At 71.3% G+C, this 20,833-nt stretch carries 18 protein-coding genes and 1 pseudogene; 6 read left to right on the top strand and 13 right to left on the bottom strand.

The window, feature by feature from the left end:
* The 12 genes and pseudogenes from R2S09_RS22485 to R2S09_RS22430 all read right to left on the bottom strand — a co-directional run.
* Positions 1 to 206 (bottom strand): annotated as a pseudogene (locus R2S09_RS22485) (hypothetical protein); the annotation flags it as partial.
* Positions 207 to 851: 645 nt separating this feature from the next.
* Positions 852 to 1,715 carry a zinc metalloprotease HtpX gene (gene htpX, locus R2S09_RS22480; RefSeq protein ID WP_306192876.1) on the bottom strand — a complete coding sequence of 288 codons (864 nt, stop codon included), beginning with the start codon at positions 1,713 to 1,715 and terminating at the stop codon, positions 852 to 854.
* A 151-nt stretch (positions 1,716 to 1,866) separates the two neighbouring features.
* Complete coding sequence (locus tag R2S09_RS22475) at positions 1,867 to 3,390, bottom strand: NADH-quinone oxidoreductase subunit N (RefSeq protein ID WP_316742858.1); 1,524 nt, start codon at positions 3,388 to 3,390, stop codon at positions 1,867 to 1,869.
* On the bottom strand, positions 3,387 to 5,069 hold the full coding sequence (locus tag R2S09_RS22470) for an NADH-quinone oxidoreductase subunit M (RefSeq protein WP_316742856.1): 1,683 nt from the start codon (positions 5,067 to 5,069) through the stop codon (positions 3,387 to 3,389). The genes R2S09_RS22475 and R2S09_RS22470 overlap by 4 nt, the downstream gene beginning before the upstream one ends.
* A 6-nt stretch (positions 5,070 to 5,075) precedes the next feature.
* Positions 5,076 to 7,070, bottom strand: coding sequence for an NADH-quinone oxidoreductase subunit L (locus R2S09_RS22465; protein ID WP_316742855.1), 1,995 nt, complete (start codon positions 7,068 to 7,070; stop codon positions 5,076 to 5,078).
* Positions 7,067 to 7,468 (bottom strand): NADH-quinone oxidoreductase subunit NuoK, encoded by a 402-nt coding sequence (nuoK, locus tag R2S09_RS22460; RefSeq protein ID WP_306192871.1) that lies wholly within the window; start codon positions 7,466 to 7,468, stop codon positions 7,067 to 7,069. The genes R2S09_RS22465 and nuoK overlap by 4 nt, the downstream gene beginning before the upstream one ends.
* Positions 7,468 to 8,073, bottom strand: a complete 606-nt coding sequence (locus tag R2S09_RS22455; RefSeq protein WP_306192870.1) for an NADH-quinone oxidoreductase subunit J — start codon at positions 8,071 to 8,073, stop codon at positions 7,468 to 7,470. The genes nuoK and R2S09_RS22455 overlap by 1 nt, the downstream gene beginning before the upstream one ends.
* A complete protein-coding gene (locus R2S09_RS22450; RefSeq protein ID WP_316742852.1) occupies positions 8,070 to 8,663 on the bottom strand; it encodes a 4Fe-4S binding protein in 594 nt (197 codons plus the stop codon). The genes R2S09_RS22455 and R2S09_RS22450 overlap by 4 nt, the downstream gene beginning before the upstream one ends.
* Positions 8,663 to 9,631, bottom strand: coding sequence for a complex I subunit 1 family protein (locus R2S09_RS22445; RefSeq protein ID WP_316742851.1), 969 nt, complete (start codon positions 9,629 to 9,631; stop codon positions 8,663 to 8,665). Before R2S09_RS22445 ends, R2S09_RS22450 begins: the two co-directional genes overlap by 1 nt.
* Positions 9,628 to 11,055: an NADH-quinone oxidoreductase subunit C gene (locus tag R2S09_RS22440; RefSeq protein WP_316742850.1), complete on the bottom strand. Its 1,428-nt coding sequence runs from the start codon at positions 11,053 to 11,055 to the stop codon at positions 9,628 to 9,630. The genes R2S09_RS22445 and R2S09_RS22440 overlap by 4 nt, the downstream gene beginning before the upstream one ends.
* On the bottom strand, positions 11,052 to 11,720 hold the full coding sequence (locus R2S09_RS22435) for an NADH-quinone oxidoreductase subunit B family protein (protein ID WP_316742849.1): 669 nt from the start codon (positions 11,718 to 11,720) through the stop codon (positions 11,052 to 11,054). Before R2S09_RS22435 ends, R2S09_RS22440 begins: the two co-directional genes overlap by 4 nt.
* Positions 11,711 to 12,103, bottom strand: a complete 393-nt coding sequence (locus R2S09_RS22430) for an NADH-quinone oxidoreductase subunit A (RefSeq protein WP_037868573.1) — start codon at positions 12,101 to 12,103, stop codon at positions 11,711 to 11,713. Before R2S09_RS22430 ends, R2S09_RS22435 begins: the two co-directional genes overlap by 10 nt.
* Positions 12,104 to 12,391: 288 nt before the next feature.
* Here R2S09_RS22430 and R2S09_RS22425 point away from each other — a divergent pair, with 288 nt between their 5' ends.
* The 5 genes from R2S09_RS22425 (at position 12,392) to R2S09_RS22405 (ending at position 19,415) form a co-directional block, all read left to right on the top strand.
* A complete protein-coding gene (locus tag R2S09_RS22425; protein ID WP_306192865.1) occupies positions 12,392 to 13,627 on the top strand; it encodes a sensor histidine kinase in 1,236 nt (411 codons plus the stop codon).
* Between the two features lie 130 nt (positions 13,628 to 13,757).
* Positions 13,758 to 15,140: a sensor domain-containing protein gene (locus R2S09_RS22420; protein WP_316742866.1), complete on the top strand. Its 1,383-nt coding sequence runs from the start codon at positions 13,758 to 13,760 to the stop codon at positions 15,138 to 15,140.
* A 256-nt stretch (positions 15,141 to 15,396) separates the two neighbouring features.
* Positions 15,397 to 16,056, top strand: coding sequence for a response regulator transcription factor (locus R2S09_RS22415; protein ID WP_306192877.1), 660 nt, complete (start codon positions 15,397 to 15,399; stop codon positions 16,054 to 16,056).
* Positions 16,057 to 16,366: 310 nt separating this feature from the next.
* Complete coding sequence (locus R2S09_RS22410; RefSeq protein ID WP_316742846.1) at positions 16,367 to 18,295, top strand: 2-oxoacid:acceptor oxidoreductase subunit alpha; 1,929 nt, start codon at positions 16,367 to 16,369, stop codon at positions 18,293 to 18,295.
* 118 nt (positions 18,296 to 18,413) lie between these two features.
* Entirely contained in the window at positions 18,414 to 19,415 is a 1,002-nt protein-coding gene (locus R2S09_RS22405) for a 2-oxoacid:ferredoxin oxidoreductase subunit beta (RefSeq protein WP_316742865.1), read from the top strand.
* Between the two features lie 49 nt (positions 19,416 to 19,464).
* Here R2S09_RS22405 and R2S09_RS22400 read toward each other — a convergent pair whose 3' ends face one another.
* Positions 19,465 to 19,872, bottom strand: a complete 408-nt coding sequence (locus tag R2S09_RS22400; protein ID WP_316742845.1) for a helix-turn-helix domain-containing protein — start codon at positions 19,870 to 19,872, stop codon at positions 19,465 to 19,467.
* Positions 19,873 to 19,966: 94 nt separating this feature from the next.
* On the opposite strand from R2S09_RS22400, the gene R2S09_RS22395 reads away from it, so the two are divergent.
* Positions 19,967 to 20,821: an SDR family oxidoreductase gene (locus tag R2S09_RS22395; protein WP_316742843.1), complete on the top strand. Its 855-nt coding sequence runs from the start codon at positions 19,967 to 19,969 to the stop codon at positions 20,819 to 20,821.
* Positions 20,822 to 20,833: the final 12 nt, after the last annotated feature.

Raw genomic sequence — 20,833 nt, 5'->3', positions numbered from 1 at the left:
CCGCCACCCGGCGTGTTCGGCGTGTTCGGCGTGTTCGGTGTGTTCGGCCTCGGACGTGGCGGCTTCGGCTTGCTGACCGAATGCACCACAGCGTCTTGGGTGGTCGGTGCGGCTTCGGCGTTCGCCACGCCGAGGGTGCCGGCGGCCAGAGCGGCAACGCAGGAGATGCCTGCTATGCGCCCAATACGCTTTCGAGCAGTGAACATGGAACCTCTCCAGCTCTCTTTTCCAGGTAAACCGCTTTCCCCCAGCGGTGAACCATTCCCCCTGCGGCTAACATCTAGCCTAAAAACTAGCTGCTCGAAGAGTCAGCGAAGGTGCACACATTCGAGCCTGGGAGGTTCAGGTTGAGAAGTCTCTTTCCTGAGAGAGTTGGCGCGGGTGCCGGCTGTTGAATCGGGACAGGAAATTGTAGCTTCCCGACCGGAGACACAACCTACTTCGAGAAATCGCCATATTTCCTGTGCCCAGCGACACTGGTGTTGCGGCAAGTAGCGCAACAACACAGAGGGCCCCTGCCATATGCAGTACATGTTTGTGAACGCTGACCTTGAGTGAGGAACCCCTGCACCAGGTCTTCCCGCCTAAACCGTCACCGCATATGACCACGCGAGATGAGGGGATATGGGAGCAACAGGCCGCATCGGCGGCTCACCCCGGTGCCTTTGCCTTCCCTGACCGCAATGGCCCTTGGCACCGGCCATACAGACGATACTAGCCGGGGCACTTTATCCACGCAGCTTGGGAGCGGCCCGGCAGTCTGCCGGGCCGTGGGGCCAAGCGCCAGCCGGTAAATCCGGCCCGAGCCGCTGCCCGCGGTGATCACCACCGGATGACGTCGAGGATTGTCTTCATCGGTGGTGGCCGGCCATCTGCTCCAGTCGGGCGATGCGTTCTGCCATGGGAGGGTGCGTGGAGAACATTTTCGACAGTCCCTGGCCCGGGCGGAACGGGTTCGCGATCATCATGTGGCTGGCGGTCTCGATGCGCGGCTCGGGAGGCAGCGGGAGCTGCTGGGTGCCCGTCTCCAGCTTGCGCAGGGCGCCGGCGAGGGCGAGGGGGTCGCCGGTGAGGCGGGCACCGGACGCGTCGGCCTCGTACTCCCGGGAGCGGCTGATGGCCAGCTGGATGAGCGTGGCGGCGAGCGGGCCGAGAATCACGATCAGAAGCATGCCGAGCAGGCCCGGGCCCTCGTCGTCGTCCGAGCGGCCGACCGGGATCAGCCAGGCGAAGTTGACCAGGAACATGATCACGGAAGCGAGGGCGCCGGCGACGGAGGAGATCAGGATGTCGCGGTTGTAGACATGGCTCAGCTCGTGGCCGATGACCCCGCGCAGCTCGCGCTCGTCCAGGATGCGCAGGATGCCCTCGGTGCAGCACACGGCCGCGTTGCGCGGGTTGCGGCCGGTCGCGAAGGCGTTGGGCGCCTCCGTCGGTGAGATGTACAGGCGGGGCATCGGCTGGCGGGCCTGGGTGGAGAGGTCGCGGACCATGCGGTACAGCGCCGGGGCCTCGAACTCGCTGACCGGGCGGGCGCGCATCGCGCGCAGGGCCAGCTTGTCGCTGTTCCAGTAGGCGTAGGCGTTGGTGCCGATGGCGACGAGCACGGCGACGATCAGGCCGGTGCGGCCGAAGAGACTGCCGATGACGATGATGAGTGCGGACAGTCCCCCGAGGAGTACTGCGGTCCTGAGCCCGTTGTGCCGGCGGTGCACGGTACGCCCTCCAAGTGGTGCGGCAGGGGAACCCTTCGCTTGTTGCTGTGCGGTGCCACTGGTGTCGTGATGTCACGTCCAGTTGACCCTTCCTGTCCGGTCAACGCCAGGCGGGCGCCGCGGGTTCCCCGGCGGGTGCGGGGGCGCCGGCTCAGAACAGGCCGGTGCTCGCGAAGCGCAGGACCAGCTGGGGTGCGCCGGACAGGGCGATGCCGATGACGGCCGTCAGGGTGATCGCCGCGGTGAGGGGGGCGGGGACGCGGTGCCGGAGGGGTTCGCCCTCCGGGGCGCGGAACAGCAGGGCCGTCCACTGGAGGTAGTAGAACAGCGCGACGACGACGTTGACGGCCATGACGACGGCGAGCCAGCCGAGTCCGGCGTCGACGGCCGCGGAGAAGACCGTGACCTTCGCGAACAGGCCGATGACACCCGGCGGCAGCCCGGCCAGGCACAGCAGGAAGAAGGCCAGGAGGAGGGCGGTCACCGGGTTGGTGGCGTACAGGCCGCGGTAGTCGGTGAGGCGGTTGTGTCGCCTCGTACGGCCGACGAGTGCGGCCACGGCGAAGGCGCCGAGGTTCACGGCGGCGTACATCAGGGCGTAGGCGACCGTGGACCCGATCGACTTCTGGGCGTCCTTGGAGTAGCCCGCGGCGGCGATCGGCACCAGGAGGTAGCCGGCCTGGCCGACGGAGGACCAGGCGAGCAGCCGGATCGCGCTGTAGGCGCGCGTGGCCTGCTGGCGCAGGGCGCCGGCGTTGCCGACGGTCATGGTCAGGGCGGCGAGCACGGCGAGCGCGGGGCCCCAGGCGTCGGCGTACGACGGGAAGGCGACGACGGTGACGAGGATCAGGCCGGTGAAGCCGACGGCCTTGCCGACCACGGACAGGTAGGCGGCGATGGGCAGGGGCGCGCCTACGTAGGTGTCGGGCACCCAGAAGTGGAAGGGGACGGCGGCCGTCTTGAAGGCGAAGCCGACCAGGGTGAGGACGACGCCGGTCTGGGCGAGGGTGTGGAGCTGCCCGTCGACGTGCTGGATGCGGTCGGCGATCCGGGTGAGGTAGAGGGTGCCGGTGGAGGCGTAGACGAAGCTGATGCCCAGCAGGCTGACGGCGGTGGCGGTGACCGACGACAGGAAGAACTTCAGGGCCGCATCGGAGGACCTCCGGTCGCCGTGCCGCAGGCCGACCAGGGCGAAGGCGGGCAGGGAGGCGACTTCCAGGGCGACGATGAGGGTCGCGAGGTCGCGGGAGGCGGGCAGGAGGGCGGCTCCGGCGGCGGAGGACAGCAGCAGGAACCAGTACTCCCCTTCGGGGAGTCCTCCGCGCGCGTCCTTCAGCGCGGTGACGGACAGCAGGGCCGCGAGGAGGGCGCCGCCGAGGACCAGGAACTGGATGACGAGGGTGAAGTGGTCGGCGGTGTAGCTGCAGACGCCGGCCTGCTTCGTCAGGCAGAAGGTGCTGCGGTCACCGTCCAGGAGGGGCAGCAGCAACAGCGCGGAGGCGGCGAGGCCGGCGACGGAGAGCCAGCCGAGGACGGGCTTGCGCGTCTTCGGCACGAACAGGTCGGCGACCAGCGCCACCAGGGCGATCACCGCGGTGAGGGTGGGCGGCGCGATGGCGAGCCAGTCGACGGACTGGACCGCCGACGCGGCCGGCGACTGGGCCAGGACGCTCATCGGGTGCCTCCTGCGAGGAGCTGCTGCACGGCCGGGTCGGTGAGCCCGAGCAGGGCCTTCGGCCAGAGCCCGGCGAGGACGGTGAGGGCGACGAGCGGGGTCCAGGCCGCGAACTCGAAACTGTGGACGTCGGCGAGCTTCGGAGCCTGCTGCGGTACGGCGCCCATACAGACGCGGCGGACCACGACGAGCATGTACGCGGCCGTCAGCAGGGTGCCGAACGCGCCGATCGCCATGAAGGTGAGAAAGGCGGGCCGGCTGAGGTCGGCGGCGGGCTTGAACGCGCCGAACAGGGCGAGCATCTCGCCCCAGAATCCGGCGAGGCCGGGCAGGCCGAGCGAGGCGACCGCGCCGAAGGCGAGCAGGCCGCCGAGGCGAGGGGCCTTGCCGTAGAGGGCGGCGCCGGTCTCGAATTGATTCGGCGCGGCGGAGCCGCTCGTTGAGGGGCGGTGGTCGGGTGACGGGAGGGCCAGGGCGTCGAGGTCGGTGGTGCCGGTACGGTCCTTGAGCCCGCCGACCAGGAAGAAGAGCAGGCCGGTGATCAGGCCGTGGGCGATGTTGGCGAACAGGGCGCCGTTCACGCCGGTCGGGGTGGTGGTGGCGATGCCGAGGAGCACGAAGCCCATGTGGCCGACGGAGGAGTAGGCGATGAGCCGTTTCAGGTCGCCCTTGGCACCGCGCTTGGCGAGGGCGAGGCAGGCCAGGGACCCGTAGATGATCCCGACGACGGCGAAGGCGGCCAGGTAGGGCGCGAAGGTGTGGAAGCCGTGCGGCGCGATCGGCAGCAGGATCCGGACGAACCCGTACGTACCCATCTTCAGCAGGACGCCGGCCAGCAGGACCGAGCCGACGGTCGGGGCGGCGGTGTGGGCGTCCGGGAGCCAGCTGTGCAGCGGCCACATCGGGGTCTTGACGGCGAGCCCGATCCCGATCGCCAGAACGGCGATGACCTGCACGGATGCGGTGAGTGACCGGCCGTTGTCAGTGGCGAGTGCCACCATGTCGAAGGTGCCGGCCTTGATCCCGATCAGGAGCAGGCCGAGCAGCATGACGACCGAGCCGAGGAGGGTGTAGAGGATGAACCGCCAGGCGGCGGCCCGGCGGCCCTCGCCGCCCCAGCGGGCGATGAGGAAGTACATCGGGACGAGCACGGTCTCGAAGGCGAGGAAGAACAGCAGCAGGTCGAGGACGGCGAAGGTCGCGAGGGTGCCGCACTCGAGCAGGAGCAGCAGCGCGACGAAGGCCTTCGGGGACGGGCCCGCGGGCGGCTTGAAGTAGCTGTGGAGCGCGCAGAGGAAGGTCAGCAGCGCGGTCAGGACGACGAGGGGGAGGGAAATGCCGTCGATGCCGAGGTGGATGCGCACATGGAGTGCGGGGATCCAGCTGATGTCGGTGGTGGCCTGCATCTTCGACGGGTGGTCGTGGTCGAAGCCGGCCGCGAGGACGATCGCGGCGATGAGGATCGCGCCGCTGACGGTCACGCCGTGCCGGAGCACAGCCTGCTCGGGCGACTTCCCCTTCAGCCCGGTGACCAGAAGGGGCGCCGCGAAGCGGCTCCTTGAGGGGTGGCGGTCGGGTGACGGGCGGGAGGGCAGGAGGGCGGCGAGCGCCCCGAGGAGCGGGCCGACGACGACGAATGCCAGAAGAAACCGCATCACGGACTCGTTGATATCGATCACGCCTGCTCACGCTCCCGTGGCGAGAAGGACGGCGGCGACCGCCAGGACGACGGTGCCGGCGAGCAGCGCGCTCACATAGGTCTGCACATTGCCGGTCTGGGCCCGCCGTACGGCGGCTCCGAGCAGCCGGGGCACGGCTCCGGCGCCGCGTACGTAGGTCTCGACGACCTCGCGGTCGAGGAACCTGACGAGGCTCGCCCCGGCCAGGACCGGGCGGACGAAGAGGGTCGCGTACACGGCATCGAGGTGGAAGCCGACGGCCGCGTGGCGGTGGAGCGGGCCGAGCAGCAGTCGTCCGGGGTCGGCGGGGTCGGGTGCGTAGGCGATGTCCCCGTAGGCGGGCCGGTGGGCGGCGATGGCCTCGGCCTCGACGAGTCCGGCGTCGGCCTCCGGGTGAGCGGCGACCGCGCCGAGCGGGACACGGGCCGCGAGTGCGCTGGTGTGCCGCCAGGCGCCGTAGGTCACGACGGCGCCGACCAGGGCCAGGCCCGTGCCGAGCACGGAGGTGGTCAGGGTCGGGGCGAGGTCGCGGCCGTCGAACCAGTCGGGCAGCACCCGGAAGGCGAGGCCGCCGAACGCGAGGGAGGGCACGGCGAGCACCCACAGCACGGCGTTCATGGTCAGGGGCTGCCCGCCGTGGTCGGGGGCCCCGGCGCCCCGGCCGCGGAAGGCCAGCAGCCACAGCCGCGTGGCATACGCGGCGGTGAGCAGCGCGGTGAGGAGTCCGGCGGCGAGGACGATCCAGCCGGCCGGGCCGGGGGCGTGGCCGGTGCGGCCGGTGGCGACGTGCTCGGCGGCGCCGAGCACGGACTCCTTGGAGAAGAAGCCGCTGAAGGGCGGGATCGCGGCGAGCGCGAGAAGCGCCACGGTCATCGTCCAGTAGGCGTCCGGGACGCGGTCGCGCAGGCCGGCCATGCGCGACATGGCGGCCAGTGAGTTGGTGCCGGCGGCATGGATGATCACGCCGGCGGCGAGGAAGAGCAGCGCTTTGAAGGCGCCGTGGGACAGGAGGTGGAAGACGGCGGCATCGCGGTCACCGACGGCGAGCGCGCCGGTCATGTAGCCGAGCTGCCCGATCGTCGAGTAGGCGAGGACGCGCTTGATGTCGTCCTGGGCGAGCGCGGCGAGCGCCGAACCGGCCATCGTCACGGCGGCCATGACGGCGAGAACCACCATCGCGGCCGACGAGGCCTGGAAGACGGGGAGGAGGCGGGCGACGAAGTAGACACCGGCGGCGACCATCGTCGCGGCGTGGATCAGCGCGGAGACGGGGGTCGGGCCCGCCATCGCGTCGGGCAGCCAGGTGTGCAGCGGGAACTGCGCCGACTTGCCGGCCACGCCCGCGAGGAGCAGCAGGGCGATCAGCGTCGGGTGGGGCAGGCCGCCGTTCGCCACGGCGCCGAGGACCTTGGTGATCCGGAAGGACCCGGCGTCGGTGGCGAGCGCGAACAGACCGATCAGGAAGGGCACGTCGCCGAGCTTGGTGACCAGGAAGGCCTTGATGGAGGCGGCGCGGGCCTCCGGGGTCTCCCAGTAGTGGCCGACCAGGAAGTAGGAGCAGATGCCCATGATCTCCCAGCCGACCAGCAGCACGATCAGGTCGCCGGAGTAGACGACGAGCAGCATCGCGGAGGTGAACAGGGAGACGAGAGCGGCGTAGGAGGGGTAGCGCGGGTCGTCGCGGAGATAGCCCGTCGAGTAGATCTGCACGCAGCCGGCGACGACGCCGACCAGGACGGCCACGAGCGCGGCGAAGCCGTCGATGTGCAGGGCGAGCTCGATGGGGACCGAGCCGGTGGGCGTGAGCTCGGTGGCGGCGTCCACGGCGGGCCCGCCGCCCTGGGCGGCGGCGACCAGCACGGTCAGGACGAGGGAGGCGAGGGTCGGCAGGACCGCGAGCGGGCGGACGAAGCCGGGGGTCGTGCGGCCGAGCAGCAGGCCGGCCGCGGCGCCCAGGAACGGAAGGAGGGGTACGAGGACGGCGAGGGTGGTCGTGGTCACGCGGTGGCCTCAGCCTTCTCGGCGGCCCGCGCGGTCGCGGCGGCGTCGCTGTCGTGGCCGGGGTCGGAGTCGTCGTCGGGGCCCTCGGCGGCGTCGCGGAGCCGGTCGATGTCCGAGCTGCCGCGGTTGCGGTAGACGGCGAGGACGATCGCCAGGCCGATGCCGATCTCGGCGGCGGCGATGGCGATGGTGAACAGGGTCAGCGCCTGGCCGGAGTGCAGGGTCTCGCGGGCTGCCTTGCTGAGCCAGACGTCGAAGGCGACCAGGTTGAGGTTGACGGCGTTGAGCATGAGCTCGACCGACATCAGGACCAGGATCGCGTTGCGGCGGGCGAGGACGCCGTACAGACCGGTGCAGAACAGGAGGGCGGAGAGTACGGCGGGATAGACCAGGTGCATCAGCGGGTGCCTTCCTCGGCGGCCTGCTCGCCCCGGGCCGCACGGACCCGGGCGTCGGTGGCGGCGTCCGCCTTCGCCTTGCGGGACAGGACGATCGCGCCGACCAGGGCGGCGAGCAGCAGGACGGAGAGGGCCTCGAAGGGCAGGACCCAGTTCTGGAAGAGGCTTTCGCCGGTGACCTTCGTCGTGCCGGCGGCGGCGCCGTCCAGGTCGATCCAGGTGGTGCGGAAGGCGTCGACGACGACCCAGACCAGGGCGGCCGCGGAGGCCGCGGCCACGGCGAGGGCGGCCCAGCGGTTGCCGGAGTCGGCGTCCGGGGAGCGGCCGATGGGGGCCTTGGTGAGCATCAGACCGAACAGGAGGAGGACGACGACGGAGCCGACGTAGATGAGGACCTGCACCCAGGCGATGAACTCGGCGGTGAGCAGGAGGTACTCGACGGCGAGCCCGCCCAGGGTCACCACCAGCCACAGGGCGGCGTGCACCAGCTGCCGGGTGGTGACGGTGACGAGCGCGGCGCCGAAGGTGGCCAGGCCGACGAGGAGGAAGGCGATCTCGACGCCCGTCGGGGAGAGGAAGCCGTGCTGTGCGGCGGCGAGGGTCACGACCGTCCTTCTCCTTCCTTCGGATCGGTGGGTTCGGCCTGGGCCTTCGGTCCGGTGGGTTCGGCCTGGGCTGCGGCCAGCTTCTCGGCGGTCTTGCGGGCGGCGGCGATCTCCTTCGGCTCCTCCGCGCCGGGGTCGAGGGCGGGCGGGGCCGGAACGGTCCACATCCACTCGCGCAGCTTGTCGCGCTCGTGGGTGAGGTCGCGGATGTCGGTCTCGGCGTACTCGAACTCCGGGGACCAGAACAGGGCGTCGAAAGGACAGACCTCGATGCAGATACCGCAGTACATGCACAGGGAGAAGTCGATGGCGAAGCGGTCGAGGACGTTGCGGCTGCGTTCGCGGCCGCCGGGGGCCGCCGCCGGGACCGTCTCCTTGTGGGAGTCGATGTAGATGCACCAGTCCGGGCACTCGCGGGCGCACAGCATGCAGACCGTGCAGTTCTCCTCGAACAGGCCGATCACGCCGCGGGTGCGGGGAGGCAGGTCGGGCAGGGCGTCCGGGTACTGCTCGGTGACGGTCTTCTTCGTCATCGTGCGCAGGGTGACGGCCAGGCCCTTGGCGAGGCCGGAGCCAGGTACGGGGGACACTAGGAGATCACCACCTTGACGATGCCGGTGAGGGCGATCTGGGCGAGGGACAGGGGGACGAGGAGGGTCCAGGACAGCTTCTGGAGCTGGTCCTCGCGCAGCCGCGGATAGGTGACGCGGAGCCAGATGACGACGAAGGCGAGGACGGCCGTCTTCAGCAGGGTCCACACCCAGCCGAGGCCCTCGGCGCCCCACGGCCCGTGCCAGCCGCCCAGGAAGAGGACGGTGGTCAGACCGCACAGGACGATGATCCCGGCGTACTCGGCGAGGAGGAACAGGGCGAAGCGCAGGCCGGTGTACTCGGTGTAGGCGCCGAAGATGATCTCCGAGTCGGCGACCGGCATGTCGAACGGCGGGCGCTGGAGCTCGGCGAGGCCGGCGACGAAGAAGACGATCGCGCCGACGATCTGCCAGGGCAGCCACCACCAGTGGAAGGCGTCGAGGATGCCGGTGAGGGAGACCGTGCCGGCCGCCATCGCCACGGAGGCGGCGGCGAGCAGCATCGGGAGCTCGTAGGCGAGGAGCTGGGCGGCGGTGCGCAGGCCGCCGAGGAGGGAGAACTTGTTGGCGGAGGCCCAACCGGCCATGAGGGAACCGAGGACGCCCACGCCCATCACGGCGAGCACGAAGAAGATGCCCGCGTCCAGGACCTGACCGACCGCGCCCTCGCCCGGCCCGATGGGGACGGCGAGCAGGACCAGCAGGTACGGCAGGAGGGCGACGGCGGGAGCGAGCTGGAAGATGCGGCGGTCCGCGCCCGCGGGGACCACGTCCTCCTTCTGCGCGAACTTCACACCGTCCGCGACGAGCTGCGCCCACCCGTGGAAGCCGCCCGCGTACATCGGGCCGAGGCGGCCCTGCATGTGGGCCATCACCTTGTGCTCGGTCTGACCGACGATCAGCGGGAAGGTGAGGAAGACCGCGAAGACGATCAGGAGTCGCAGGGCGACGTCGACAGCGTCGTTCACTGCGGGCCTCCTTCGGGGCGGTCGGGCTGGTCGGGGCTGTCGGACTGGTCAGGCCCGGCGCGGCGGTCGGGGCCTTCGCGTGTGGGCTCGGGCTCGCGCTCGGGCTTCGGTTCCGGATTTCGTTCGGACTTCTGTTCGGGCTTCTTTTCGGGTTCGTCGAAGGCCGGGCGGGCGTGGTGCCAGGGGGCGTCGGAGCTGCGGGGGGCCTTGGCCGGCGTGGCCGGCCCGGGTTCCTCCGGAGTCGCCGCCCGCGCCCGCTGCGAGGCCGAACCCTCGCTCGCGCTGCGCGCGCGGCGCGGCCCGGACGGTGCCGGGGGAGCCGCGCCCTCGGCCGGAGCGACGGGCTCGTGGGCCACCGAGGCCTCCGCGGCCGGTCCTTCGGCTGCCGCCGGGGCCTGCTCCCTGGTGCCTTCCGCCGCGGCCTGCTTCTGCGCCGCCGCGCTCTCCGGTGCCACCGCGCTCTCCGGTGCCTCCTCCGACGCGGCGGCCCGCTGCTGGCTCGCCGAGCCCTGGCTCGCGCTCCGCATCCGGCGTGGCCTGGCGGCGGCACCCTCCGGTGCCGCGCCCTGCGCCGCACCAGTGGCCGCACCGGCCGCAGTCGCCTCTCCGGCACCGGCCGCCCCGGCACCCGTCGCCGCCGCACCCGGCGCCGCGGCCGTCTGGCTCGCCGAGCCCTCGGCCGCCGTGCGGGTACGCCGTGCCGGGCGGTCGCCGGCGACACGGGCCGGGCGGTCGCCGGCGGCACGGGCCGGACGGTCGCCGGCGGCACGGGCCGGACGGTCGCCGGCGGCACGGGCCGGACGGTCGCCCGCCGCCCGGGCGGCGCCCCTCGCCGGACGGGCCGGAGCGGCCGGGAGCCGGCCCTTCATGGGGCCCCACTCGTTGGGGTCGGGGACGCCCGGAGGCAGCATCTGGCGGCGCTTGGGACCGCCGTGCTCCGATTCGCCCGGTTCCTTCGCCCCGGGCCAGGCCTTGGCGACCCGGGCGGCCAGGACGAAGTCCTTGCGCAGGGGGTGGCCCTCGAAGGTCTCCGGGAGCAGGAGGTGGTCCAGGGCCGGGTGGCCCTCGAAGGCGACCCCGAACATCTCGTGGGTCTCGCGTTCGTGCCAGGCCGCACCGGCGTAGACGTCCACCGCGGTGGGCAGGACCGGCGCCTCGTGTGCGACCGTGGTGCGCAGCAGCAGCCGCCGTACCGGGGAGAGCGCCACCACATGGGCGGAGATCCGGAAGCCGGTGCCCGGTTCGTCGACCGCGCTCAGCCAGTCGAAGTAGGTGCAGCCCAGCTCGTCGCGGGCGGTCCGCAGCGCGGACACCCACGCGGTCGGCGGTACGTCGACCGTCAGGACCTCGTAGGACTCCTCCGCGGTGGCCTCGGCGCCGAACAGCTCCTCGGCGGGCGCGGGCAGCCAGCCGGTGCCGCTCATCGCGCGTCCTCCTCACCGGCGGTCCCGGCGGGAGCCGCAGCGGGCGCCTGGACCAGATCGCTCTGCAGGGCGGCGGCCGAGGGCCGGGCCGGCCCGTTGCCGTACCGCTCCCCCAGGGACTCGCGCGCGATCTTCTCCTGGAGTTTCAGGATGCCCTGGAGCAGCGCCTCCGGGCGGGGTGGGCAGCCGGGGACGTAGACGTCCACCGGGATGATCTGGTCGACGCCCTTGGTGACGGAGTACGAGTCCCAGTAGGGGCCGCCGCAGTTGGAGCAGGCGCCGAAGGAGATGACGTACTTGGGCTCGGGCATCTGTTCGTACAGACGCTTGACCGCCGGGGCCATCTTGTCCGTGACCGTGCCGGACACCACCATCAGGTCGGCCTGGCGCGGCCCGGGCGCGAACGGGATCACGCCGAGGCGGATGAAGTCGTGGCGGGCCATGGACGCGGCGATGAACTCGATGGCGCAGCAGGCGAGGCCGAAGTTGAAGACCCACAGCGAGTAGCGGCGGCCCCAGTTCAGGATGACCTTCATCGGCTCGGGGGCCAGCCGCGCGAGCGCGCCCAGCCGCTTCGGCTCCGGCAGGTACACGGGCTCGGAGACCGAGGGGTCCACGCCCTGGGTCGAGCCGTTCGCGCCCGTGGTGGAGGGGTTCACGTCCATGCCAGGACGCCCTTCTTGTATGCGTACAGCAGGCCCACGGCCAGGAAGCCGAGGAAGACGAACATCTCCACCAGCGTCGCCGCGCCGTAGCCGGGGGCGGCGAAGACCGTCGCCCAGGGGAACAGGAAGATCGAGTCGACGGCGAAGATCACGTACAGGAAGGCGTAGACGTAGTAGCGGACCTGGGTGTGGGCCCAGCCTTCGCCGACAGGGTCGACGCCGCACTCGTACGTCAGGAGCTTCTCGGGCGTGGGGACCACCGGGCGCAGCAGACGGCCGGCGCCGAAGGCGACGGCGACGAACAGCACACCCACGACGGCGAGCAGGCCCACGACCGAGTAGGACTGGAAGTAGTCCGCCGCGACGAGGGTCGACCCCCGCACCGTCTGCGGCAACGTCTCAGGCACCGGTCCGTCCCTCGCTCCCTGGCCTCGTGGTGTCCGTAGTTCTGTACGCACGGGATTCTGTACGCACGGGAGTCTAGGCCCTGATAAAGAGAGGGTAAGCAGCCCGTCGCACCATGAGACAGGCCCGCCGCAGCCTGAGACGGACCCGCCGCGTCTCATGAGACGGGCCCCTCGCACCGTGGGGCGGGGGTGGGGTTTTCCCCCGCCGGCCAGGGCGGTCGGCCTCATGGCGCCGGAGGCCCGTCGCACGGCACGCTGACCCGTATGACCGCACGTATCCCTTCCACCGGCCCGGCGGCGTCCGGCGCCGACGACCAGGACCGGGACCGGCTGCCGCCGGCTCGCTTCGCCTTCGACCCGACCACCTGGAAGGAGATCGCGCATCTCCTGGTGAACCTGCCGGTGGCGTTGTTCGGCTTCGTCTATGTGGTGACGGTGCTGACCATCGGCACCGGCATGACCGTCACCGTCGTCGGCTTCCCGCTGCTCGCGGCCGGGCTGATGGGCGCCCGGCAGCTGGGCAGGCTGGAGCGGGCGCGGGCCCGGGCACTGCTCGGGGTGCGGATCGACGAGCCGAGCCCGCTGCCGCTGGGCCGCACCAAGGGGATGTTCAACCGGCTGTGGCTGGCATTGAAGGACCCGGTGGGCTGGCGTACCGCGCTGTACGACTTCATCCGGCTGCCCTGGGGCATCCTCACCTTCACCGTCACCCTGACGTCGCTGTTCGTGCTGTGGCCGGTGCTGCCGTTCCTCGCACGGGGCCTGTCGAACGTGGACCGGGCGATGGTGCGGGCGCTGCTGTCGCCCTCGGACGAGCTGGAGCGGCGGATCGCGGAGCTGGAGTCGGACCGGGGGGTCGTGGTGGACACGGCCGCCGCCGACCTGCGGCGCATCGAGCGGGACCTGCACGACGGGGCGCAGGCCCGGCTGGTCAGCCTGGCCATGGGGCTGGGTCTGGCCAAGGAGAAGCTGCTGGAGGATCCCGACTCGGCCGCCGCGATGGTCGAGGAGGCGCACGGCGAGGTGAAGCTCGCGTTGCAGGAGCTGCGCGACCTGGCCCGCGGCATCCATCCCGCCGTGCTGACCGACCGCGGCCTGGACGCGGCCCTGTCATCGGTCGCCACGCGCTGCACGGTGCCGGTGAAGGTGACGGTCGACCTGGACGCGCGTCCGGCCGAGGCCATCGAGGGCATCGCCTATTTCACGGTCTCGGAGCTGCTGCAGAACATCAGCAAGCACAGCGGGGCGAGATCGGCCTCGGTGGACGTGTGGCGGACCGACGAGCGGCTGCTGATCCAGGTGTGGGACGACGGCCGCGGCGGCGCCAGCCTGGACCGCGGCACCGGTATGCGGGGCCTGGCGGAGCGGCTGGGCGCCGTCGACGGGCTGTTCGTCGTCGAGTCGCCGCAGGGCGGTCCGACGACGATCACGGCGGAACTGCCCTGGCGGGACCGGACCGGCACCCCTGGCGGCCGGGGCACGGGCACCCGCGAGGGGTAGGGAAAACCCCCCGCCCAGGACGCCGACGCGCTCCATGGCCCCGTCACCTGCGGTCGAGCAGGCTGAAGGAGCACCAGCGGAAGCACGCGAGCACCACGACGAGCAGGACGAGGGGAACGGGACGACGCCGATGGCCACCCAGTACGGATCGCACCAGTACGGATCGCAGTACGGACAGGGATACGAGCCCTACAGCGGGACCGGCTTCCACGGCGAGGGCACCGGCCGGCGGCACCGGCTGCCCGCCGGTCTGCGGGCGCCGTTCGAGGCACGCAGCTGGCGCGAGTTCGGATACGTGCTGCTCGGCCTGCCGATCGGCATCATGCTCTTCACATACGCCGTCACCATGGTCTCGCTGGGCGGCGGCCTGCTGGTGACGTTCCTGGGGATCCCGGTGCTGGCGGCGGCGCTCGCCGGCTGCCGCGGGTTCGGCGTGCTGGAGCGGGCGCGGGCGCGCGGGCTGCTCGGCCTGGAGGTGGCCGACCCGGAGCCGCTGCGCCCGAGGACCGGCGACGGACTGCTGGCCTGGACGGGGGCGGTGCTGAAGAGCGGCACCTCCTGGCGGGCCCTGCTCTACGCCGTGGTGCAGTTCCCGTGGGCGGTGTTCTCCTTCGTGGTCGCCGTGACCGTCTGGTCGGTGGGCTGGACGCTGCTGACGTACCCGCTGTGGTTCTGGGTCTTCCCGATGTGGGTCGGCCAGGGCGGCATCCAGCTCTACGGCGACGAGCACCACCGGATCTACATCGACAACCCGTTCGAGATCACGGTGACCGGGCTGGTGGGTCTGCTGTTCACACTGGCCACACCGTGGATCATCCGGGCGCTGACGACGGTGGACCGGGTGATGGTGCACGGGCTGCTCGGGCCGTCGCGGCTGTCGGCGCGGGTGGTGGAGCTGGAGTCGGACCGGGGGGTCGTGGTGGACACGGCCGCCGCCGACCTGCGGCGCATCGAGCGCGACCTGCACGACGGGGCGCAGGCCCGGCTGGTGGCGCTGGCGATGGATCTCGGACTGGCGAAGGAGAAGCTGGCCGAGAACCCGAACGCGGCGGCGCGCATGGTGGACGAGGCGCACGGCGAGGTGAAGACCGCGTTGCGGGAGCTGCGGGACCTGGCGCGCGGGATCCACCCGGCGGTCCTGACGGACCGGGGCCTGGACGCGGCGTTGTCCGCGGTCGCCTCGCGCTGCACGGTGCCGGTGCGGGTGGAAGTGGACCTGGCGGAGCGGCCGGCGCCGGCGATCGAGGGGATCGCCTACTTCACGGTGTCCGAGCTGCTGCAGAACATCAGCAAGCACAGCCGGGCGCGGTCGGCCTCGGTGGACGTGTGGCGCTCGGAGAACCGGCTGATGCTCCAGGTCATGGACGACGGGGTGGGCGGTGCCGACGTCTCCGCCGGGTCGGGGCTCGCGGGGCTGGCGGAGCGGCTGGACGCGGTGGACGGGATCCTGGTCGTCGACTCCCCGGCCGGGGGTCCCACCCGGGTGACGGCGGAGCTGCCCTGGCGGCGCTGAGCGCACACGGCAACAACGGAATCAGTCGACGCGGCCTGTGGGCCGCGGCCGTACGGTCGCGGCACACGGGCCGGACCATGTGGCAGCGCCCCCATGGCAGTCCCCGCAACCCCGGTGAGCTCCCCTGCTTCGCCAGGCCCGGGCGCGTCGCGGTCCGAATGCTGGAATGCTGGACCGTGTCGTAGCCGTTCCCTCGTGGACGGCCGGGAGACCGAGGCAGCGAGGCTGTGGGGGGCCGGGGAACGTGGAGGACAGAGTGCGGGTGGTCATCGCCGAGGATTCAGTGCTGCTCAGGGAGGGCCTGACCCGGCTGCTGACCGACCGGGGGCACGACGTCGTGGCCGGTGTCGGTGACGCCGAGGCGCTGGTGAAGACCATCACCGAGCTGCATGGCCAGGGCGAGCTGCCCGATGTCGTGGTGGCGGACGTGCGGATGCCGCCGACGCACACCGACGAGGGCGTGCGGGCCGCGGTGCGGCTGCGCAAGGCTCATCCCGATCTCGGTGTGCTGGTGCTGTCTCAGTACGTGGAGGAGCGGTACGCGACGGAGCTGCTGGCGGGATCAAGCCGCGGCGTCGGCTATCTACTCAAGGACCGCGTGGCCGAGGTGCGGGAGTTCGTGGACGCGGTGGTGCGGGTCGCGCAGGGCGGTACGGCCCTGGACCCGGAGGTGGTCGCCCAGCTGCTCGGGCGCAGCCGCAAGCAGGACGTGCTGGCCGGTCTCACCCCGCGGGAGCGGGAGGTACTGGGCCTGATGGCCGAGGGCCGGACGAACTCGGCCATCGCCCGGCAGCTGGTGGTGAGCGACGGGGCGGTGGAGAAGCACGTCAGCAACATCTTCCTGAAGCTCGGTCTGTCACAGAGTGATGGGGATCACCGGCGTGTTCTGGCCGTCCTCACCTATCTCAACTCCTGACCGGTTGACACTGTGTCAGTCAGGGTCGATCAGGGCGTCGAGCCGACCACGAGCGCGACGAGAGAGCGAGCGCGGAACGTGCTGACGAGAGAACGGGCGCCGAGCCTGCCGAAGGAGGTCCGAGCGGCCGGCACCGCGTGACGGAGCGCGGCCGGCACGGGGTGACAGATCAGGACATCGGACCGTCTCACGGGTGCGTCCACCATGCGAACGGTGCAGGGAAGGCGAACCTGACGGTCGTAGGGTTGAAACCGGGAAGGTCTTGGGCAAGGCCGCACCCACACAGCCGCCTCGAAGGAGGTCCAGTTCAGTGACCAGCCAGGTCAGCAGTCCAGCGGAGCAGGCCGACGGAGCCGTCGTAGGGGAGCAGCGCAGGGCGGCCGGGACGAAGGGCGTCCGGCGTCTGGACCGGGTGATCATCCGTTTCGCGGGTGACTCGGGTGACGGTATGCAGCTCACCGGTGACCGGTTCACCTCGGAGACCGCGTCCTTCGGCAACGACCTGTCGACACTGCCGAACTTCCCGGCCGAGATCCGCGCCCCCGCAGGTACCCTGCCGGGCGTCTCCTCCTTCCAGCTCCACTTCGCCGACCACGACATCCTCACGCCCGGTGACGCGCCGAACGTCCTGGTCGCCATGAACCCGGCCGCGCTGAAGGCCAACATCGGCGACCTGCCGCGCGGCGCGGAGATCATCGTCAACACCGACGAGTTCACCAAGCGGGCGATGCAGAAGGTCGGCTATGACGCCTCTCCGCTGGAGGACGGCTCGCTGGACGGCTACCAGCTGCACCCGGTGCCGCTGACCACGCTGACGGTGGAGGCGCTGAAGGAGTTCGACCTGTCCCGCAAGGAGGCCGAGCGCAGCAAGAACATGTTCGCGCTGGGCCTGCTGAGCTGGATGTATCACCGGCCGACCGAGGGCACCGAGAAGTTCCTGAGGTCGAAGTTCGCGAAGAAGCCGGACATCGCGGCGGCGAACATCGCGGCGTTCCGGGCGGGCTGGAACTTCGGCGAGACGACGGAGGACTTCGCGGTCTCCTACGAGGTCGCCCCGGCGGCGAAGGCGTTCCCCGTCGGCACCTACCGCAACATCTCCGGCAACCTGGCCCTGGCGTACGGGCTGGTCGCCGCCTCCCGCCAGGCGGATCTGCCGCTGTTCCTCGGCTCCTACCCGATCACGCCGGCCTCGGACATCCTGCACGAGCTGTCCAAGCACAAGAACTTCGGTGTGCGGACCTTCCAGGCCGAGGACGAGATCGCGGGCATCGGGGCCGCGCTCGGGGCGGCCTTCGGCGGTTCGCTGGCGGTGACCACGACGAGCGGCCCGGGGGTGGCGCTCAAGAGCGAGACCATCGGGCTCGCGGTCTCCCTGGAGCTGCCGCTGGTCGTCGTCGACATCCAGCGCGGCGGCCCCTCCACGGGCCTGCCGACCAAGACCGAGCAGGCGGACCTGCTGCAGGCGATGTACGGCCGCAACGGCGAGGCCCCGGTCCCGGTCGTCGCCCCGTGCACCCCCGCGGACTGCTTCGACGCGGCCCTGGAGGCGGCGCGCATCGCACTGACGTACCGCACGCCGGTGTTCCTGCTCTCCGACGGCTACCTGGCCAACGGCTCCGAACCCTGGCGGATCCCGGAGCTGGAGGAGCTGCCGGACCTCAGGGTGCAGTTCGCGCAGGGCCCCAACCACACCCTCGCCGACGGCACCGAGGTGTTCTGGCCGTACAAGCGGGACGCCAGGACGCTGGCCCGCCCGTGGGCGATCCCGGGCACGCCGGGCCTGGAGCACCGCATCGGCGGCATCGAGAAGCAGGACGGCACCGGCAACATCTCCTACGACCCGGCCAACCACGACTTCATGGTCCGCACCCGGCAGGCCAAGGTCGACGGCATCGAGGTGCCGGACATCGAGGTCGACGACCCGGACCAGGCGCGCACGCTCGTCCTCGGCTGGGGATCGACGTACGGGCCGATCACGGCGGCCGTACGCCGGCTGCGCGCGGGTGGCACGGCGATCGCGCAGGCCCATCTGCGTCACATCAACCCCTTCCCGAAGAACCTCGGCGCGGTGCTGGCGCGCTACGACAAGGTGGTGGTCCCCGAGATGAACCTCGGGCAGCTCGCCACGCTCGTCCGGGCGAAGTACCTGGTGGACGCCCATTCGTACAACCAGGTCAACGGCATGCCGTTCAAGGCCGAGCAGCTCGCCACCGCTCTGAAGGAGACCATCGATGGCTGAGACGACCGCACGCGGAGCCGGCGCCGGCACCGAGACGGACGCGAGCACCGGTCCCGGCACCGGCAGGGGGACCGTCGAGGCGCTCTCCCTCGTGCCGAAGGCCGAGGGCCGGCAGTCGATGAAGGACTTCAAGTCCGACCAGGAGGTGCGCTGGTGCCCCGGCTGCGGGGACTACGCCATCCTCGCCGCCGTCCAGGGCTTCATGCCGGAGCTGGGCCTGGCGAAGGAGAACATCGTCTTCGTCTCCGGCATCGGCTGCTCCTCCCGCTTCCCGTACTACATGAACACCTACGGGATGCACTCGATCCACGGCCGCGCCCCCGCCATCGCCACGGGCCTGGCCACCTCGCGCCGCGACCTGAGCGTATGGGTCGTCACCGGTGACGGCGACGCCCTGTCCATCGGCGGCAACCACCTGATCCACGCCTTGCGCCGCAACGTCAACCTCAAGATCCTGCTGTTCAACAACCGGATCTACGGCCTGACCAAGGGCCAGTACTCCCCGACCTCCGAGCTGGGCAAGATCACCAAGTCGACGCCGATGGGGTCGCTGGACGCGCCCTTCAACCCGGTGTCGCTGGCGATCGGCGCGGAGGCCTCCTTCGTGGCCCGCACGATCGACTCCGACCGCAAGCACCTGACCGAGGTGCTGCGCCAGGCCGCCGCCCACCCGGGCACGGCGCTGATCGAGATCTACCAGAACTGCAACATCTTCAACGACGGCGCCTTCGACGCCCTGAAGGACAGGCAGCAGGCCGAGGAGGCCCTGATCCGCCTGGAGCACGGGCAGCCGATCCGCTTCGGGCCCGACGGCACGCGGGGTGTGGTGCGGGACGCGGCCACCGGCGATCTGAAGGTGGTCACGGTGACGCCGGAGAACGAGGGCGACGTCCTGGTCCACGACGCGCACTCCGCCTCCCCCACGACGGCGTTCGCCCTGTCGCGGCTGGCCGATCCCGACACCCTCCGCCACGCACCGATCGGGGTGTTCCGGTCCGTGGACCGGCCGGTCTACGACACCCTGATGGCCGGCCAGCTGGACACGGCGATCGAGCAGCGCGGAAAGGGCGACCTGGCCGCCCTGCTGGCCGGCGGGGACACCTGGACGGTCGTCGGCTGAGTCCGAGTCCGCTGTCGTCGGGCTGAGTCCGAGTCCGCTTGTCGTCCGCTCACGAGGCCCGGGACCGCGCGTCCCGGGCCTCGTCGTATGCCAGGCGAGCCTTCTCCACCTCGCCCATGCGGTCATGGGTCCACTGGGCGAGGGCGCGCACCTGCTCAGCCGCCTCGCGGCCCAGCCCGGTCAGGGAGTAGTCGACGCGCGGCGGGATGACGGGCTTGGCGTTCCGGTGGACGAGGCCGTCGCGCTCCAGGGTCTGGAGGGTCTGCGTGAGCATCTTCTCGCTGACGCCCCGGCCGCCGAAGCCGCTGATCGCCCGCCGTAGTTCGCTGAAGCGGTACGGGCGGTCCAGGAGCTGGATCAGCACCAGCACGCCCCAGCGGCTGGTGACGTGCTCCAGGACCAGGCGGTGGGGGCACAGCGCCTCGGCGTCCGCGAGCTGCCTTTCACTTACTGCCATGCCAGTACCTTACTTCAAAGTGGGTACTTTCTGATAGTTAGCACCTCCCATAAGGTCGGTGCCGGACACACCCCATGCCTTACGGAGACCCCCCATGAGCATCGTCGTCACCGGAGCCACCGGACACCTCGGCCGCCTCGTCGTGGAGCAGCTGCTGGAGAAAGTTCCCGCCGAACGGATCACCGCCGTCGTCCGCACCCCGGAGAAGGCCGCCGACCTCGCCGGGCGCGGCGTGCGGATCGCCGTCGCCGACTACAACGCGCCCGAGACCTTCGACGGCCTGTTCGCGGCCGGCGACAAGGTGCTGCTCATCTCCGGCAACGAGTTCGACAAGGGGCGGGTGCTGCAGCACCGGGTCGTCATCGACGCGGCCAAGGCAGCCGGCGTCGCGCTGCTCGCCTACACCAGCGCCCCCGGCAGCCTGACGGCTGCCCTCGCCGACGACCACCGGGAGACGGAGGAGGCGCTGTTCGCCTCCGGACTGCCCTACACGCTGCTGCGCAACGGCTGGTACCACGAGAACTACACCGAGCAGCTCGCCCCGGTCCTGGAGCACGGCGCCGTCGTGCAGGCCGCCGGCGAGGGCCGGATCTCCTCCGCCTCGCGCGCCGACTACGCGGCGGCCGCCGTCGCGGTGCTCACCGGCGAGGGTCACGAGAACCGGACGTACGAGCTGGGCGGGGACCAGGCGTGGGGCTTCGCCGAGTTCGCCGCCGAAGTGGGCCGGCAGACCGGCAAGGAGATCGGCTACCGGCCGGTCTCGGTTCAGGAGTACCAGGGCATCCTGGCGGGCGCCGGGCTGCCCGGGCCACTCGCCGCGATTCTGGCGGGCGTGGACGCGTCCATCGAGAAGGGTGAGCTGGTGGTCGACTCCGGGGATCTGTCCCGGCTGACCGGCCGCCCGACCACCCCGCTCGCCGAGGCGATCGCCGCCGCGCTCGAGGGCTGAGACCCCGTACGC

Source organism: Streptomyces sp. MK7, from assembly GCF_032658145.1.
Classification (GTDB): Bacteria; Actinomycetota; Actinomycetes; order Streptomycetales; family Streptomycetaceae; genus Streptomyces; species Streptomyces spiralis.
This window is presented reverse-complemented; position numbering and strand designations above follow the sequence as displayed.